The organism is Paraburkholderia ginsengiterrae (genome assembly GCF_001645125.1).
In the GTDB taxonomy this organism is placed as follows: Bacteria; Pseudomonadota; Gammaproteobacteria; order Burkholderiales; family Burkholderiaceae; genus Paraburkholderia; species Paraburkholderia ginsengiterrae.
Genome location: NZ_LXKA01000221.1, coordinates 39,252 through 54,742, shown reverse-complemented (window position 1 = coordinate 54,742; position 15,491 = coordinate 39,252). Strand labels below are relative to the sequence as shown.

Here is a 15,491-nt window from a genome sequence, read left to right as displayed (position 1 = left end):
TGGCTCGCCGCACGCCCAACGCGTGCGGCGAAGCTCGTTCTGGACGCTTGCGGCTCGATTAGAAGCGCTTGCGGATACCGATTGCAACCACGCTTTGATCGTCGCCCGGTTGGCTCAACGAGCCGTTCGCCAGCGTCGCGATTGCATTCTTCTGATTGACGACGTAACCGAGGCGCACATAGAGAGCCGTCACTTTGGAGAGGTTGTAGTCGTATCCAAGTCCAAACGCCAATGAGTTCGCCGCTGGTTTGCCCGCAACATTGCGATAGACGGCGGAGAACTTGATGTCGTTGGTCCCTTGCCGCGCATTCACGCCGATCATGTGCGTCGTGGCAATGCAATACTGCGGGTAATCCGGCACCGTCATGTTGAACTCGTACGACAGCCTGACGCCGCCGAAGTCGTACATTGCGCCCGCGCCCAGCCACTTGTTCTTGACTGAAGGCAATGCCGCCGTCGGGTCCGTGCGGATGACATCGTAGAACGCGCCGAGATATAGCGGACCATTCAGGTATTCCAGCTGGGCGCCCTGAAAGTAGCTTTCCGGATAGCCAGGAGTCGTAACACCGCGCGGTGCGCCCATCACCTCGAACTGAAACCCGCCGATGACCGGCGTCATATACGCGACCGCATTGCTGATCCGGGAGTCGCCGATCGTCGCCGCCTTGCCCAGATCCAGGCTGAGCGCCGCCAGCGAGCCGTACGGAGAAAAGGCGCCGACGCCATAGAACGGGTCGAGCGAAAGGGAGAGCTCGGTCGGATACTGGCGGCCCATTTTGATCCGCCCCCAGTCGTTCGAAATAAGTGAGATATTCGCTTCCCGGCTGAAAAACGTGCTCTCGCCCTGCGCCGTGGTGCTGCCTGCCGTGCCGTTCGTCAGCTTGAGGGCCGACTCCAGGTTAAAGCGCACGTAAAAGCCGCCGCCCAGTTGCTCAACGCCCAGAAAACCGAACCGCGAGGTCGCTCCCGCGCCGCTTTCCATGCCCAGCACCTCTTTGCTGCCGGCGTGGCTGTACTGCAGACCGGCATCGGCGACGCCATACAGGATCGTTCCACTCGTCCCCACGAATGCATCCGGCACCAGAATCTGAAACGACTCACCGGCCCATGCAGATGATGCGCAAAGCAGTTCTGCGACCGCTAATGCGACGACGGTCTTCCCACACTTTGTCATTTTATATGTACTCCAAACCAATTGGTCGATTAATAGTTATTTAGAACACATCCGCCTGCAGCCTGTCAGATTCCGTTCACGAATGACGTGCGCATCGCAAAGTGCCTGGCGCCGCCGGAGAACGCGGGGAAGTTCTGGTTATCCTTCCGCATCCGCGCGCGTACGGGCGACTCGAGCGCGTGCATCAGCGCGTCGATCGAAGGGAAGGTCAGCTGGTTGCGCTGCATGTACGAGACACGCTCGAAAGGCATCGCGTCGCACCAGTCAAGACGGGTGAATACCTGCACCTGCATCACGTCGGGATAGTCGAGCATGATTTGCGGATGGTGGCTGACGTAGTGGCGCAGCCACGCGTTGAAGTCCTCCGCCTGTCCGGGGTAATGCACGAGGTAGCTGCATGCTTGCGTGTCATCCGCGCCTGCCGGCGGGTGGCCGGACGACAGGAAGCTCCGCGTGAGCATGGCCTGCTGCGTCATCTGCTCGCCGGCAACATGCCGCCACAACGCTGAGCCGGCAAGTTCGAGCAGTCGGCCCCCGGGCATCAATTGCGACTCCAGCGCCTCGATCGAATCGAATACGAGTCTCATCGCGGCACGTGGAGCGGCGCCGTCGCGATGATAAGTTTCGACATCCGCCGGTCTGTGCAAATCGGCGTGGCGCAGATGCGGAATCCGCGCGAGTTCCGTACGGAATTCGGCAAAAGCGTCGGTCTCCGCCGGCCGTGTGGGCTCCCGAGCAGTCAGGAAGTAAGAAATCATTGTCACGTCAGGCCTTCTCCTGTTCGATTGAGGGTTGCTTCGCCTTTCGCACGGGTGGCGCCTGCACGTCGGGAGGAATCGGGCTGACGTAAGGACGTCCGCCCGAATGAAGTGCGTGCTCGGCCTTCGCGGCCTCGAGATGCGCGGGGTCGAGGCACAACTGGACCGCCGTGCCGGCCATGACTTTGGCGGCGTGCACCATGCCCTTGTGCGCGGCCGGCAGCTTTCCCTGCGCGACGAGCTGCCACGTGTGCATGTTTGTGCCGATCGCGTAGCACGCGCCGAGATACTGCGCCGTCGGCGCGATCCAGCTCACGTCGCCGACGTCGCTGGAACCCGTCAGCGTGCCCGGCTCATCGTGCAGCACAAGTGCGCGCACGCTCAGGCCGCGTTCGCCCGGATCGCCGCGATACGATTCGATGCACTCGCGCAGATCGGCGTCGGCCATATGCCGCGTCAGTTCGGTTGCGAATGCCTGATCGACTTCATCGAAGGGCGGTGCGCCGAGCGTCGCGAGCGCGTCCATCATCAACTGCTCGATCACGCCGTTGCGCAGTACGTTCGAGCATGCGCGATCGAATTCGATGCTGACCTGCGTATCCGTCATCAGCGCCGCGGCACGTCCAATCTGCTCGACGCGGGCCGCCAGTTGGCGGGCGTCGTCGAGATTGGGGGAGCGCACGACGTACAACACTTCGGCATTGGCCTGCACCACATTCGGCGCATATCCGCCGGCATCGGTGATTGCGTAATGCACCCGTGCATCCGACGGCATGTGCTCGCGCATGAAGTTCGCGCCGACGTTCATGAGCTCGACGGCGTCCAGCGCACTGCGCCCGAGCTGCGGCGACGCGGCCGCGTGAGACGCGATTCCCGCGAAACGGAACGCCATCTGAATGACGGCGAGTGACTTGTACTTGAACACGCCCGAATAAGGGCCTGGATGCCAGGCCAACGCCGCGTCGAGGTCATCGAATGCATTTGCGCGCGCCATGTAGGTCTTGCCCGCGCCGCCCTCTTCCGCAGGGCAACCGTAATAACGCACGATGCCCGCAAGCTGATGGCGCGCGAGATAGTCGCGCATGGCGATCGCCGCCAGCAGTGCGCCGGCACCGAGCAGATGGTGGCCGCACCCGTGACCATTCGCGCCCTCGCACGCCGGCATCGGCTCGACCGCTCCCGCGAGCTGGCTCATTTCCGAAAGCGCATCGTATTCACCGAGAAAGCCGATGACGGGGCCACTCTCTCCACACTGCGCGCTGAACGCGGTCGGAATACCGCCGACGTTGCGCGTCACATGGAATCCTTCGCGCTCGAGCACGGCAAGCTGCGCTTCAACGGATTGAAACTCCTGCCAGCGCGTTTCGGCGAACCCCCATATCTCGTCGGAAAGCCGGATCAAGCCGTCCTTCTTCGCATCGACGAGAGCCGCGATTTCGACCATGCGCTCATTGCACAACTGACTCACGATTGCACTCCTGCATACTGCGACGGAAACGCGCCACGCAACGTGCTGCGCCGGCGCGCATCGCCGGTGGCAGCGGCGACGGGCGGTTCGACGTCGGACGGAATGGGACACTGGTACGCCGCATCGGCCGACTGCTCCCGCAGCGCCCGTTTCGCGGCTGCGAGCGTAGCCGGATCGCGATACAGCGCCGCCGCCGTGACGGCCAGCGCCTTGGCGGTATGCGTCATCCCCTTGTGGGCCAGCGACGACTTGCCCTGCGCGACCAGTTGCCATGAATGGAACGGCGTGCCGAGCGCGAAGCATGGCACGAGGCAGCGGGCCGTCGGCACCACCCAGCTGACATCGCCGACGTCGGTCGAAGCGGCCAGAACGGCCGGAATCCGCTCCGCCGGCAAAACAGCGTCGTGGAGTTCGCCCTCTAGATGCGCGGCACCGAATATGGCGAGGCTCGCACGCGCTTCTTCCTTCGAAATGGCTTGCTGCATCACACGCGCGAAAGCCCGGTCTTCATCGTCGAACGGGACGGGGCCGAGCGCCTGCATGCGCGCATGCATCAGATCCGAGAGCACGGGATTCGGGCGCATATTCGACATCGCCTTCTCAACGCGTGCGTGCATCGCCGTCTCGGTCATCATCGCGGCGCCCTCGGCGATCCGTAGCAGACGCGCATGAAGCGAACGCACGACTTCAAGCTCGGGCGCGCGTATCTGGTAGACGACCTCCGCGCGAGCCTGCACGACGTTCGGCGCGCGACCGCCCGTATCGTGAATCGCGTAGTGCAGGCGCGCGTCGGACGGAATGTGCTCGCGCAGGTAATTGGCCGCCACGTTCATCAACGCGACCGCGTCGAGCGCGCTGCGGCCGAGATGCGGCGCGGCGGCCGCATGAGCGGCCCGGCCGGCAAATGTGAAGCGCGCATGCAGTGTGGCGAGCGTCGACATTGCGTCGATCGCATAGATGCTGGACGGGTGCCATGTCAGCGCGGCGTCGAGGTCGTCGAACACACCGGCACGCGTCATGAACGTCTTGCCCGCGCCACCTTCCTCCGCGGGGCAACCGTAGTAGCGGATCCGGCCGGCGACACCCCTGTCACGCAAATGATCGCGCACCGCCAGCGCGGCGAGCAATGCGGCACCGCCCAGCAGATTGTGACCGCAACCATGACCGTTGCCTGCATTCACGACCGGCGCGCGCGTCGCGGAACCCGCCACCTGACTCAACTGGGGCAATGCATCGTACTCGCCCAGCAAACCGATCACCGGTCCGTCCTCGCCCCATTGCGCAACGAACGCTGTCGGAATGCCCGCAAGGCCTTGCGTCACCCGAAAGCCTTCGCGCGTCAACTCCCTTATCTGAAGGTCGGCGGACACGTGTTCCGAGTAAGCGGTCTCAGCAAGATCCCAGAGCCTGTCGCTCAGGTGCGTGCACAGCGCGCGATGAGGCTCGATGCGAGCGACCACGTCCCGTTCTGCTTCGTTGAGCTTCAACATAATGTGACTGATCGAAAGGTGTTTCGGTGCAGCGCGAGATTGCGCGGCAGGATCGACGCTCGATGACTGGCGCGGTATGAAGAATCAGCGCGGTGGACACTTCGCTCGAGGCGAGAAAAAAGATCGCGACGCACCGTCACTTCATATCAAACGCCGGAGCACTGTCATCGGCGTGAGAAATGGTTATGTTTATTCGTTGACGGGTCAAACCGCGAAAAAAAAGATGCGCGTAAAACGCGTGTCAAATTGCTGTGGCCCGCGTTTTGCTTTGCGTTTTGCTTTGCGTTTTGCTTTGTCCCGCGCTCAGTACATTGCCAGGATTAGCTCAACACGCATTCGACCGCATGAAAGACACGCCTGCTCATTGGGTCGGGCGAATTGGCCGCGTCGAGTATGGTGTCCTTAAGGCTTTGAATGAAGACCTTTGCCGCAGCGCTTAGCGGGGTGCCGCGCCGGTACATCAGGTTCACTTCCACTTCAGGGATGCTCTCGGTGACGGGCAGCACGCACAACCCCTCTTTCGCGACGAGCAGTTCCGCGAGTGGCCAGGGCATGATCGAAAGGACGTCGGTGTTGCAAATCAGCCCGATCATCATCGACGAGGAATGCGCGACGTGCACGCGCGGCTTGTGGCGGCGAAAGTACTCGCCGAATGGGCCGTCACCTTCAACGTCGTTTTCCGTGAAGTCACGGTTCAACACCCAGCTCGCGCCCTTCAGTTGCGACAGCGTGCGGCATTTCGCAAGCGGATGTCCCGCACGCCCCACTACCGCGTAACTCACCAGGAAGAGCGGCACTTGCTGGAATTCGTCCCGGCATGACGGCGGACAGGCGCGATTCACCGAGAGGTCGAGCGTACCGTCACGCAATTTCGGCACGGCGACGCTCAGCAGGCTCTCGTAGAAGACAAGCCGCGTATCGGGCATCTCCTGCTCGAAGCGCTTCATGATGCCGCCAAGCAGCGCGATGGCGATCCAGGTCGGCAATGCGACTGTCAGCCGCTCCCTGCCCGCTCCGGAGAAGCGGTCCATCTCGTCTTGCGCGCGTCGCAACTGCTGAATCATCAGACGGGCATGCGCCAGCAAAGCCTGCCCGGCGTCGGTCAGAATGATCCCGGAGGCCTCGCGGACGATCAATGCCACGCCAACCTGGGCTTCGAGTTCGCGCATCGCCTTGGTGACCGCCGCAGGTGAAAGTTCGAGCGCCTTCGCCGCGTTGCGAATGCTTCCAGTATCGGAAATTGCGACGAGTGTGCGCAGTTGATGGATCTTCATGAGGGTGGTGTCTCCACATCCAGTTCGCAACTAAAAGTGAACGTGCTTACTTTCATTAATGCCAGCCGCAGCCCTTCTCGCCTGGTGCGCTTGCGAACGGGTGCGGCTCCCTTGTGTGCCGATGGGCGAATTCGCCTGTGGAAATCCGAGCACGTGGTGGAACATAGTGCCAAGGTAATGCAGTCCGCCGCGTCAATAAAGGGAAAAGCGCGACCCTGCCGGATGGGCAGGCCGCACGACGCACGGAAGGAATGGCATGAGGGCGAACAGACAGAGTAGCGCGCGAGGCGCAGATGCACGCCGCAACGAAGACGCCGCGAACGGAACGGCCCGTGTCCTCAGGGCCAACGTGCTCGCACCCTATCAGAAGAAGTGCTGCACTCCGAAGCGCAGCGAGGCCTGCGAACTCGTCGACGAAGGAGCGAGCGACGGCAGGGCCGCCGTCGTAAAACTGCCGGTATTCGAAAAATAGCCGTTCTTAAGCCGGAAAATCGCGTTCGTGCCGCCGCCCAGGTCTTCGCTTCCCTTGAAACCGAACTGGTCCGGTACGGCTATCGGCCCCATCACCGCTGCGCGGCCGCCCTTCGTGTTGGTCACATACCCAATGCTCTCGTCGATGCTGCCGTAAAGCGTATAGCTCGATTGTGCGTTTGCGTCCGCGCACGCGGACGCGGACGCGAGGACGCTCGCGATCACGAGCGTGCCTGCTCTATTCAGGTTCATTGTTGGGTGGTGTGGAAGAGACCACCGCTTCCTGCCCCTGTATGACGACGGCCGTGACAGGGCCGACTAGGGCGTCGGTGCGAAGAGCGTTTCCGCCCACATCGGGTGATGGATGTTGCTGCCTTCAAACGGCGGGAATTTTTCGAAATCCGCGCGCATCTCGTGTCGAATCGGCGAGTTCATCGCGCGCGTGATTGCGTCGGCGCTGTCGAACATCAGCTTGTTGCGCTGCATGTAGTGCACCCGCTTCCACGGCATCGCATCAACCCAATCGACCCGCGTGAAGATTTCGATCTCGCGCACGCCGTCGAAGAACTTCATGATCTGCGGGTGATGCGACAGGTAATACGCAAGCCAATCGTCGAAGTTCTCGGCGCGGCCCGGATAGTGAACGAGAAACTGACAGGGCAACGCGCCTTGCGGCACCTGCGCGTGCGAATCGAGCACCGGAAAAGGCCGCCTTGCCATAACCTGCTGCTCGACCGCACATGTCGCGAGGCTTGAGTAGTCGCCCGTTGCGAGTTGCAGCAGATGTCCGCCGGAGGCAATCGCCGACTCCAGATCGGCGAGCCTTTCGAAATCGAGTTGCATGGCGAAGATCGGCGATGGTCCGTCGTTCGTGTAATAGTCTTTCGCCGCGGACGGCGTGTACAGGCGCGCGCGGCTCAACGCGGGCGTATCCTCCACGCACGCGCGGATACGCTGCCGATCTTCGTCGCTGATGCGCGCGCTCGGGTCGGGGTGCTGGAAGGTGACCAGATAGGAGAATTGCATGTTCGGTCCGAGTGAATCAAGCAAATGGATTGACGGCGCGAGGCGGGCAATTCACTTCAAAGTTCGAGCAAAATGCGTTGCACGGTATCGCGCTCCGTTTGCGCGCGATCATGCGGGGCCACATTGCTCGTGCCGAAGCTCGCGAGTATCAGCATAAGAGCGATGCGCAACTTCTGCGGCGAGAGATCGCCCCCCGCAACGAATCCGTCGGCAGCGAGGAAACGCTGCTTCGGCACCGTGCCGCGAGGTGCGCGCGTGGCCTGCACGACCACCACGCCGGCCCCGGCGGCGCAACACAGCGCCTCGCGTTCTCCAGATGCGGGGCGCCCAGGCGCAAGCCCCGCGCAGACGATGCCGCGCGCACCCGCCGCGACAAACGCGTCGATTGCCGCGCCGTCCGCACCCGCATACGATAGGGCAATGTCGACGCGCGGCAATCCGCTGCGCGTTGCCGCATCCAGTATCGGTGCAAAACGCGAGGCCCGCCGCGCCGGCCTCTCATCACGAAACACGCGGCGTCGCCAGACCACGCCGGCGTCCGCATCGATCCTGCCGAGCGGTCCATACGGCGCGGCCTCGAATGCCGCCAGTTCGAAGCTGGCCGCCTTGGTCACGTCGCGCGCAGCAAAGAAGAGGCCGCCCATCGCAACGAGCACGCCCGAACCGCGCGAGTCCTGGGCGGCGGCGAGAGCAACCGCGCCGCGCAAATTCGCCGCGGCGTCACTGCCATCCGTGTTTGCGGGGCGCTGAGCGCCCGTCAGCACGACGGGTTGATCGAGTTCCAGCACGAGGTCGAGAAACCAGGCGGTCTCCTCGAGCGTCGCCGTGCCGTGGGTGATCACGAAACCCGTCAGCGTGGCATCGCTCGCGGCGGTGTCGCGGATCAGCGTGGCAAGCTCCAGCCAGTCGCCCGGACCGATGGACACGCTTCCCAAAGCGCGAAACGGCACAGGCACGATCTCGACATGCGGAACCAGTTCGCCCAGGCGTTCCAGCAGATCGTCGATTGGATGGATGACGCCGCTGTCGGCGTACTCGATCCAGTCGAACCGATGACGGCCGTGCATCGCGAACGTGCCGCCGGTACCGATCACGGCGATGCGAGGACGCTTTGCAGGCGCAGCGTTTTCGTCAACCAACGCCGACACGGCAGGAGCCACTGGTTCAGCCACTTGAGCGCCGCTCATGGTTGCACCCTCACGAACAGCACATCGGCTTCGACCCTGGTCTCATGATGTCGGGTGTCGCGCGACACGGGCGCGGCAAGCGCACGGCCCGTTCTCACATCCACCAGACCGGCATGCAGCGGACATTCCACTTCGTGCCCCTCGAATTCGCCATCGCTGAGCAAAGCCGCACCGTGCGTGCAGATGTCGTCAAGCGCGTGAATCTCGTCGTCGACACGGAACAGTCCGATCTTGACGCCCTCGATGTCGATGCCACGGCATGCGCGCGCGCCGAACACCTCGTCAAGCGATCCGATTGCAAACCAGCCGTCGTCGCCACGCACGTACTCGCGCGCGTCGGCGGAATTTATCTGAATCACTGCGTTCATAGCGCCACCCGTTGCTGGAGATCGACAGGTTCATGCATCTTCACCGCGCCGATCAGGTCGGTGAGTTTTGACACTCCGTGCCGCTTGCACCACTCTGTCAGATCGTCGATCAGGCGCGGCATCGCTGTCGGTGAAACGAAGTTGGCGGTGCCGACCTGCACCGCGCAGCAGCCCGCAAGAAGAAATTCGAGCGCATCCGCGGCCGTGGCTATGCCGCCGCATCCGATGACGGGAATCTCGACGGCCTGGACACATTGATAGGCGATCCGCAGCATGATCGGCCTCGTGGCGGCACCCGTCAGGCCACCCATGACATTCGCCACACGTGGCCGGAATGTCTCGACATCGATCGCCATGGCAAGAATCGCATTGCTCACCACGAGCGCATCCGCACCCGCGTCCTGAGCCGCCAGCGCAACCTCGACGACGTTGCCCGCATTGGGCGTCATCTTCGGCCAGACGGGCAGCGAGGTTGCGGACTTCATCGCCCTGACCACCTGCCAGGTGGCTTCCGGATCCATGCCGAACGCCTGACCATTCTTCTTCAGGTTGGGACAGGAGACATTCGCTTCGATCGCCGCGACACCCGGCACACTGATTTTTTCCGCGAGCCTGCCGAACTCCTCGATCGTGTTGGCCGAAATGCTCGCGACGAGCGGCGGACTGTAGCGCCGGTAGTACGGCACGGTGTGTTCGACGTAATAGTCGCTGCCCTTGCTGGGAATGCCGATCGAAAAGAGCGTGGCGTCGCGAAACTCGGCGACGCGCGGCGGCGGCACGCCTTCGCGCACGTCATGAGTAATGGTCTTGGTAACGATTGCGCCGAGACAATTGAGGTCGAAAATCTGCGCTGTGCCTTCGGCGAACGTACCCGACGCGGGCATCACCGGATTGGCGAGCTTGAGCGAACCGATATTGACACTGAGATCTACCATGATGTCGTTTCCTGAAGATCGAAGACCGGGCCTTCCCAGCACACGCGGCGATAACTGAGCTCCTGTGAGCCCGCCTCCTTTCGAAATGGCCGCACGCATGCGTAGCACGCTCCATAACCGCAGCCCATGCGCTGTTCGAGCGCGACCTGGCCAGCAATGCTCAACTGCGCGGCCACGCGCTGCAACATGACGAGCAGGCGGTTCGACCCGCACGTGCTGACGAATGTAATGCGCCGTTGCGCGTGAATCTTCCGGATCAGGCTCTCGACCTGGACCACGTCGCTGGTCTGCTCGCTATCGGTGACGGTGATGACATCGGCGCCCGCGGCTCTCAGATAGTCCGCCGACATCATCAGCGCCTCACTGCGCGCGCTGAGAATAGCGGTGACGTGCGCCCTCGCCGCGATCGCCTGCTGCGCGAGCGGCGCCATCGTCGCGAGCCCGACGCCGCGGCCAAGCAGCAGAACGTGCGCCGGTTCCGCCGACACGGGAAGCGCGAAGCCGTTTCCGAGCGGACCCAGCGCGTCGAGCGTATCGCCCGGCTGAAGCTGGGCGAGGCCACGTGTTCCCGCGCCTTGCACCTTGTAGAGAAACTCGATGCGGCTGTCTTCGGCGGCCACACAGTAGATGCTCATTGGCCGGCGCAGATAGGGCGTGTCGTCGTTCGAAGCCGGACACGCGAGATGAAAGAACTGCCCGGCGCGCGCCGTCAGCGCGAGGTCAGGCGCCGTCAGCACGAGATGCTTGTACTCCGCGTTGACCCACGCGTTCGAGCGCACCTGGCATTCGTTCTCCGCGATCGTCGCCGTATTCCGGCAGGTGTGAGCGGCATCCGCGTTCGCGTGATCCGGACATAACGCAATCACGCGCGCGGTGGCGTGATCCGCGGCCGTGTCGCTTCGCGCCGCATTCGGGCCTGTCGTAAGTGTGTTCATGAGCATTCCATCCATCAAACGGTTCGGGTCATTTCGCTGCATGCGGACTTGCGCAATGCGGTGAGCGAAGCGAAATCACTGGCTAGCGGCAACATCCTGTCGTCGGGCTCCATCATGTGAAGCTGCGTGAAGCGCATTTCACTGATCAGCCACGTGCCGGTGGGCGTGCGCTCATATTTCTCGTTGGTGACCGCCCCAAGCAATACCGCATGCGCGTCATCATCACGCAACGCAAGCTGCCAGAGCCTCCAGGTGCCGGTTGCGTGAGTGGCGTCGGTAACCTCGAGTTCTTCACTCACGTAGTAATGCATCGCGAAACGCCACGGCGAGCGCTGAAACCATTCGCCGAGCGCGGCACGCCCGGTGAGGTCGTTGCCAAATCCCGCGCCGCCGATCCACACTGCGCGCTCGGTGAAGCATGCGGCCTGTTGCAACGCGATTTCGCGCATCACATGCGGCGGCTGCCGTTGGTAGTCACTCGTGTATTTCGCATCGGCGAGCGCGCCATAGCGTGCCTTCAGCGAGCGGATCGCGTCGACCGCTTCGAGCCGGGCGACGCGCGCCTCGAGCGACAGTACCGGCGTATCACGTTCTGCCATCACACCAGCTCCTTCAACGGAATCGACGTGTCGGCCAATTGGCCCGCGTCGATCCGCCTGCGCGTGCCCACGAGACGTTCCAGATGCCGCCTTTCACGGCTCTGGTTGACCGTCACACCCGCGCTCACGCAACCGTCGCGCAGAGAAATGACCGTTGCATCCGCCGAAGACAGCGAACCGCGCACGACGATCTCATCGCCGGGCTCATGCACGCCCGTCACCTGAATGGCGTGGCCGAGTTGATCGGTCCACATCCACTGAATCTCGGCATAGGGTTCTTCTTTGCCGCTGATGATTCCGGCTACGGCACGCGCCTGATTCTCGGCGTTGCGCCACGTTTCCTGCCTGAAGTGGCGGCTGGAAGCGCTGTCCAATGTGCATGCCGCGTCTCCGGCGGCGTACAGCCAGGGCGCGCGAGGGCTGCGGCAGAATTCGTCGACCAGTACGCCACGCTCGTCCGAAAGTCCTGTGCCGCGCAGGAAGGCCGGATTGCAGTCGACGCCGATCGCGATCAACACGCAGTCGGCCTCGATACTCACCGGCGCGCCGTCCTGCCGGGCTTCGATGCGCAACGCCAACGCGCTGCCATCCGTGCTGCCCGCGCGCACGACGTCCGTGACGTGGACACGTGTTCGCAAATCGACGCCCTTCGCGGCATGCTCCTGCGCAAGCCAGCTGGCGACCAGCGGCGGCAGACAACGCCCCATAATGCCGTCACCCGCCTCCAGCACCGTCACCGGTACGCCGAGCGACATCGCTGTCGACGCCACCTCCATTCCAATCACGCCCGCGCCGATGATCGCCAGCTTGCGGCAACCCTCAAGCGACGCGCGCAATGCGAGACAATCGTCCACCGTACGCAGCACATGCACGCCTTCAATGGGTCGAGCGAGCCAATGCGGACGCCTCGCCATGCCGCCCGTCGCAACGACCAGCAAGTCGAAGTCCACGACTGCGCCGCTGTCGAGATGCAGGCGCCGTGAATCGACGTCGAGTTTCCGCGCACTCGCGCACACGCGCTCGATGCCGGTTTGCGTCAGCGACTCGCTGGTCCAATAGCCGGACGAGGTCAGCACAAGGCTGTCTTGCGTCTTCGTACCCAGCAGCAGCTCTTTCGAGAGTGCGGGACGCTCGTAAGGCGCATGCGGCTCGTCGCCGATCAGCGTGACTTGCCCGGCATGGCCAAGTGCCCTCAGATGCTGTGCGACGCGTCCGCCGGCATGGCCCGCGCCGACTATCGCGACATGTGGCGAGTTCATACCTGCGGCTCCTTGTTTGCTTCTGCGTTGCACGTCACGCGATACAGCACGCAGCTTGGCGTGACGCAACGATAGCGGCGCGCTTCCCGCGGCGGGATCAGGATCGCCTCGCCCGCCGAGAGGATGTAGTGTTCATCCGCTGCGACGATGTCGACGCGCCCTTCCAGCACGGCGGCAAGCTCTTCACCAAGAAGGCCCGCTGCGAGTTCGACCAGCTCGTCGCATTGCATCCGTTGAGTCGACGCTGAAAGCGCCGCGCCATCAGCGATATTTCGCTGGACCGGCAGGGCCGCCGCCGCTCCTTCAGAAGGAATGGCCGGCAACAGCGTGCAATGCGCGGCGCCGGCATTCGACGGAATCGCTTCACTCACGATGCGTTCCCCCGCGATTCGTTCTCCCGATTGGCCAGCGGGTAATAGGGAGCTTCGTCATCGCTGCGATATTCGGCACGCGGCGGCGTCACCACGTTCAGACGCATGCTCACGCCGGCGCCCTCGTAGGTGTTGACGCCGTAGTGACTCAAGCCGGCGGGAATGATCATGCCCTCGCCCGTGTTCAGGCGCCGCTCGATCTCCTCGCCGTTGCCGTGCACCTCGAAAATCGAACAGCCGCCCCTGATCTGCAACGACGCCTCTTCTCCGTGGCTGTGCGCTTTCGCGGGCAGCCCGTGGCCCGCTGTTTCGACAAACTTGATGACCGCGACGCTCATCGTCTCGCCGATCATCGTCTTCATGTAGAGGCCGTTGGCGACAACCTCCTTGAGCGCATGGTCAACACCAAAAATGCGGCACTTGGGCATGATCTGATCCTTGACTGATCGAACGCGTGAGCGTCAGATGGCGGGGCGCATGGAAAACGTTTCGTCCGCCACGAAGCGGAACGGATCGTATCCGTCGATCACGAAAGGCTGCTGATAGAACTCGACAGCTGGTGCGACTTCTGCCAGCGAGAGAAGCAGATACATCAGCGTCTTTGCGTCTTCGGGCAGCCTGTGCAGTTCGAACTGGTTGAGCCATGCCACGATGTCGTCGACCCTGGCGAGCATCGCGTCCTTGAATTCGACAATGGCGGCCATGCCCACCGTATGACGCTGCGTCATGCGTCCGGTTTCGGTCGGCAACGCCCATGTGTCGACAAACCGGCTCAGTTCATCGAAGGCGGCAGGCAGCGGAGCGGGTGACGGCGCGTCCTTCGTGTGATTCGTGCGCTGGGTGACGACGATGACTTTCTGTTCCATGACCTTTACTCCACAGTGGCTTCGGCTTGCGCCAACAGGCGTTCGATGACGTGATAGCTGTGCCGTACCAGCAATTCGTTGTCCTGCAACACCATGAATTTCTTCACGCCGGTTTCCGCCGCCCGTTGCGTACGCTCGAGCGTGCTGAGGTCTTCGAGCAGCACGTCGCGCAAAGCCACTTTCATGTACTCGAGGAAAAAGCGGCCGCCGGGCGTCGTCATTTCCGGGTAGTACACGCGCGCTTCAAAAAGCGTTTTGTTATGCGCGATCGGACGGAAGTTGTAGGCTTGGCAGTAGTTGGGACGCAGCGACAGATAGAAGTCCGGAAACATCACGTTGATGTCGAACAGCCAGTTCTCGCTTTTCGTCCAGTTGACGCCCTTGGGCAACGCATCGAGAGGGAACTCATGACGCGCGCTGCCGATACCCGCACGCAACGCCGAGGCGGCAATCGGGCGCTTCGAGCCCGCATCCGACAACGCTTCGGCTGCGGCTGCGCCGCCCGAGGTCACCGCTTTCGGGTTGCCATAGACCGATTTCTGGTTGCCCGCCAGCGACAGACGCCGATGGAACTCGCCACACAGCGCGTCGAGCGGCGGCATGCTGCCACCCGCGCTCTTGTCGATCGCGTCGGCAATCGAATTGCCATGCACATACGCGACGTGATAGGCCTCCTGGAACGCGTCGAGTGCGAGCTTCCAGTTGCAGTCGACCACCGTTTCCCACGCGAAGCCCACTTTCAGCTTGTCGAACGGATAGCCTTCGACTTCTGCGTACATCGGCCTGAGAAAGTCCGCGAGCGAGAGCCTGGGCTGCGGATCCATGTTCACGAAAATGAATCCTTGCCATACGTCGCATGCAACGCGTGTCAGTGCGTAGTCCTTGAAATCGAGCCCAAAAAAACATTGCTCGTCTGGCACGCCGGTGAGATTGCCGTCCAGGTCGTACGCCCAGCCGTGGAACTTGCAGAAGAACTTGCGCGCATGTCCGGTTTTGTCATACGCAATCTGATTCAGCCGATGCGAGCAGACATTGTGCATCGCGCGAATCTCACCGCGCTTGTTGCGCACAACGATGATCTCCGTGTCGCAAGCGTCGAGTTTCTTGACGAAATAGTCGCCCGCCTCGGGGATTTCCTCGACACGGCCGACCTGCAGCCAGGTCTTCCTGAAGATATGCGCCTTCTCGCGCTCGTAGTACTCAGGCGAAATATAGGGCTCGACGGGAATCAGTCCAGAGCCCAACTCCGCGTAGCGCGCGGTCAACGTGCCCTCCGGGGCGGGAATCGCATTCATGAACGGCGTCCTTCG

Annotated in this window: 17 protein-coding genes; all 17 read right to left on the bottom strand. The window is 62.7% G+C overall.

Going from position 1 to position 15,491, the window contains the following annotated elements:
- Positions 1 to 58 precede the first annotated feature (58 nt).
- The 17 genes from A6V37_RS16810 to A6V37_RS16730 all read right to left on the bottom strand — a co-directional run bounded on the left by A6V37_RS16810 (position 59) and on the right by A6V37_RS16730 (position 15,476).
- A complete protein-coding gene (locus tag A6V37_RS16810; RefSeq protein ID WP_064270371.1) occupies positions 59 to 1,174 on the bottom strand; it encodes a porin in 1,116 nt (371 codons plus the stop codon).
- 65 nt (positions 1,175 to 1,239) lie between these two features.
- On the bottom strand, positions 1,240 to 1,932 hold the full coding sequence (locus A6V37_RS16805; RefSeq protein ID WP_064270370.1) for a hypothetical protein: 693 nt from the start codon (positions 1,930 to 1,932) through the stop codon (positions 1,240 to 1,242).
- Between the two features lie 7 nt (positions 1,933 to 1,939).
- The gene (locus A6V37_RS16800; protein WP_082902814.1) at positions 1,940 to 3,400 is read right to left on the bottom strand and encodes an amidohydrolase; all 1,461 of its coding nucleotides are present in this window, start codon (positions 3,398 to 3,400) and stop codon (positions 1,940 to 1,942) included.
- Complete coding sequence (locus A6V37_RS16795) at positions 3,397 to 4,890, bottom strand: amidohydrolase (protein WP_064286144.1); 1,494 nt, start codon at positions 4,888 to 4,890, stop codon at positions 3,397 to 3,399. Before A6V37_RS16795 ends, A6V37_RS16800 begins: the two co-directional genes overlap by 4 nt.
- A 320-nt stretch (positions 4,891 to 5,210) precedes the next feature.
- Positions 5,211 to 6,164, bottom strand: coding sequence for a LysR family transcriptional regulator (locus A6V37_RS16790; RefSeq protein WP_064270368.1), 954 nt, complete (start codon positions 6,162 to 6,164; stop codon positions 5,211 to 5,213).
- Between the two features lie 363 nt (positions 6,165 to 6,527).
- Complete coding sequence (locus A6V37_RS16785; RefSeq protein ID WP_064270367.1) at positions 6,528 to 6,887, bottom strand: porin; 360 nt, start codon at positions 6,885 to 6,887, stop codon at positions 6,528 to 6,530.
- A gap of 66 nt (positions 6,888 to 6,953) precedes the next feature.
- Positions 6,954 to 7,661 (bottom strand): hypothetical protein, encoded by a 708-nt coding sequence (locus A6V37_RS16780; protein WP_064270366.1) that lies wholly within the window; start codon positions 7,659 to 7,661, stop codon positions 6,954 to 6,956.
- A 56-nt stretch (positions 7,662 to 7,717) separates the two neighbouring features.
- Positions 7,718 to 8,848, bottom strand: coding sequence for an asparaginase (locus A6V37_RS16775; protein WP_064270365.1), 1,131 nt, complete (start codon positions 8,846 to 8,848; stop codon positions 7,718 to 7,720).
- Positions 8,845 to 9,216 (bottom strand): non-heme iron oxygenase ferredoxin subunit, encoded by a 372-nt coding sequence (locus A6V37_RS16770; RefSeq protein WP_064270364.1) that lies wholly within the window; start codon positions 9,214 to 9,216, stop codon positions 8,845 to 8,847. Before A6V37_RS16770 ends, A6V37_RS16775 begins: the two co-directional genes overlap by 4 nt.
- Positions 9,213 to 10,151 carry a dihydroorotate dehydrogenase gene (locus A6V37_RS16765; protein ID WP_064286143.1) on the bottom strand — a complete coding sequence of 313 codons (939 nt, stop codon included), beginning with the start codon at positions 10,149 to 10,151 and terminating at the stop codon, positions 9,213 to 9,215. Before A6V37_RS16765 ends, A6V37_RS16770 begins: the two co-directional genes overlap by 4 nt.
- A complete protein-coding gene (locus A6V37_RS16760) occupies positions 10,145 to 11,086 on the bottom strand; it encodes a dihydroorotate dehydrogenase electron transfer subunit (protein ID WP_242665898.1) in 942 nt (313 codons plus the stop codon). Before A6V37_RS16760 ends, A6V37_RS16765 begins: the two co-directional genes overlap by 7 nt.
- Before the next feature lie 14 nt (positions 11,087 to 11,100).
- A complete protein-coding gene (locus tag A6V37_RS16755) occupies positions 11,101 to 11,685 on the bottom strand; it encodes a nuclear transport factor 2 family protein (protein WP_064286142.1) in 585 nt (194 codons plus the stop codon).
- A complete protein-coding gene (locus A6V37_RS16750; protein WP_064270360.1) occupies positions 11,685 to 12,944 on the bottom strand; it encodes an NAD(P)/FAD-dependent oxidoreductase in 1,260 nt (419 codons plus the stop codon). Before A6V37_RS16750 ends, A6V37_RS16755 begins: the two co-directional genes overlap by 1 nt.
- Positions 12,941 to 13,315, bottom strand: coding sequence for a cupin domain-containing protein (locus A6V37_RS16745; RefSeq protein WP_064270359.1), 375 nt, complete (start codon positions 13,313 to 13,315; stop codon positions 12,941 to 12,943). Before A6V37_RS16745 ends, A6V37_RS16750 begins: the two co-directional genes overlap by 4 nt.
- Positions 13,312 to 13,743, bottom strand: coding sequence for a cupin domain-containing protein (locus tag A6V37_RS16740; RefSeq protein WP_064270358.1), 432 nt, complete (start codon positions 13,741 to 13,743; stop codon positions 13,312 to 13,314). The genes A6V37_RS16745 and A6V37_RS16740 overlap by 4 nt, the downstream gene beginning before the upstream one ends.
- A 33-nt stretch (positions 13,744 to 13,776) precedes the next feature.
- Complete coding sequence (locus A6V37_RS16735) at positions 13,777 to 14,181, bottom strand: hypothetical protein (RefSeq protein WP_064270357.1); 405 nt, start codon at positions 14,179 to 14,181, stop codon at positions 13,777 to 13,779.
- Between the two features lie 5 nt (positions 14,182 to 14,186).
- A complete protein-coding gene (locus tag A6V37_RS16730; RefSeq protein WP_064270356.1) occupies positions 14,187 to 15,476 on the bottom strand; it encodes an aromatic ring-hydroxylating oxygenase subunit alpha in 1,290 nt (429 codons plus the stop codon).
- Positions 15,477 to 15,491: the final 15 nt, after the last annotated feature.

Bases quoted from the DNA above. Each gene is read 5' to 3' on its own strand.
- A6V37_RS16810 (WP_064270371.1), bottom strand. From the start codon at position 1,174: ATGACAAAGTGTGGGAAGACCGTCGTCGCATTAGCGGTCGCAGAACTG.
- A6V37_RS16805 (WP_064270370.1), bottom strand. From the start codon at position 1,932: ATGATTTCTTACTTCCTGACTGCTCGGGAGCCCACACGGCCGGCGGAG.
- A6V37_RS16795 (WP_064286144.1), bottom strand. From the start codon at position 4,890: ATGTTGAAGCTCAACGAAGCAGAACGGGACGTGGTCGCTCGCATCGAG.
- A6V37_RS16790 (WP_064270368.1), bottom strand. From the start codon at position 6,164: ATGAAGATCCATCAACTGCGCACACTCGTCGCAATTTCCGATACTGGA.
- A6V37_RS16785 (WP_064270367.1), bottom strand. From the start codon at position 6,887: ATGAACCTGAATAGAGCAGGCACGCTCGTGATCGCGAGCGTCCTCGCG.
- A6V37_RS16780 (WP_064270366.1), bottom strand. From the start codon at position 7,661: ATGCAATTCTCCTATCTGGTCACCTTCCAGCACCCCGACCCGAGCGCG.
- A6V37_RS16775 (WP_064270365.1), bottom strand. From the start codon at position 8,848: ATGAGCGGCGCTCAAGTGGCTGAACCAGTGGCTCCTGCCGTGTCGGCG.
- A6V37_RS16770 (WP_064270364.1), bottom strand. From the start codon at position 9,216: ATGAACGCAGTGATTCAGATAAATTCCGCCGACGCGCGCGAGTACGTG.
- A6V37_RS16765 (WP_064286143.1), bottom strand. From the start codon at position 10,151: ATGGTAGATCTCAGTGTCAATATCGGTTCGCTCAAGCTCGCCAATCCG.
- A6V37_RS16760 (WP_242665898.1), bottom strand. From the start codon at position 11,086: ATGAACACACTTACGACAGGCCCGAATGCGGCGCGAAGCGACACGGCC.
- A6V37_RS16755 (WP_064286142.1), bottom strand. From the start codon at position 11,685: ATGGCAGAACGTGATACGCCGGTACTGTCGCTCGAGGCGCGCGTCGCC.
- A6V37_RS16750 (WP_064270360.1), bottom strand. From the start codon at position 12,944: ATGAACTCGCCACATGTCGCGATAGTCGGCGCGGGCCATGCCGGCGGA.
- A6V37_RS16740 (WP_064270358.1), bottom strand. From the start codon at position 13,743: ATGCCCAAGTGCCGCATTTTTGGTGTTGACCATGCGCTCAAGGAGGTT.
- A6V37_RS16735 (WP_064270357.1), bottom strand. From the start codon at position 14,181: ATGGAACAGAAAGTCATCGTCGTCACCCAGCGCACGAATCACACGAAG.
- A6V37_RS16730 (WP_064270356.1), bottom strand. From the start codon at position 15,476: ATGAATGCGATTCCCGCCCCGGAGGGCACGTTGACCGCGCGCTACGCG.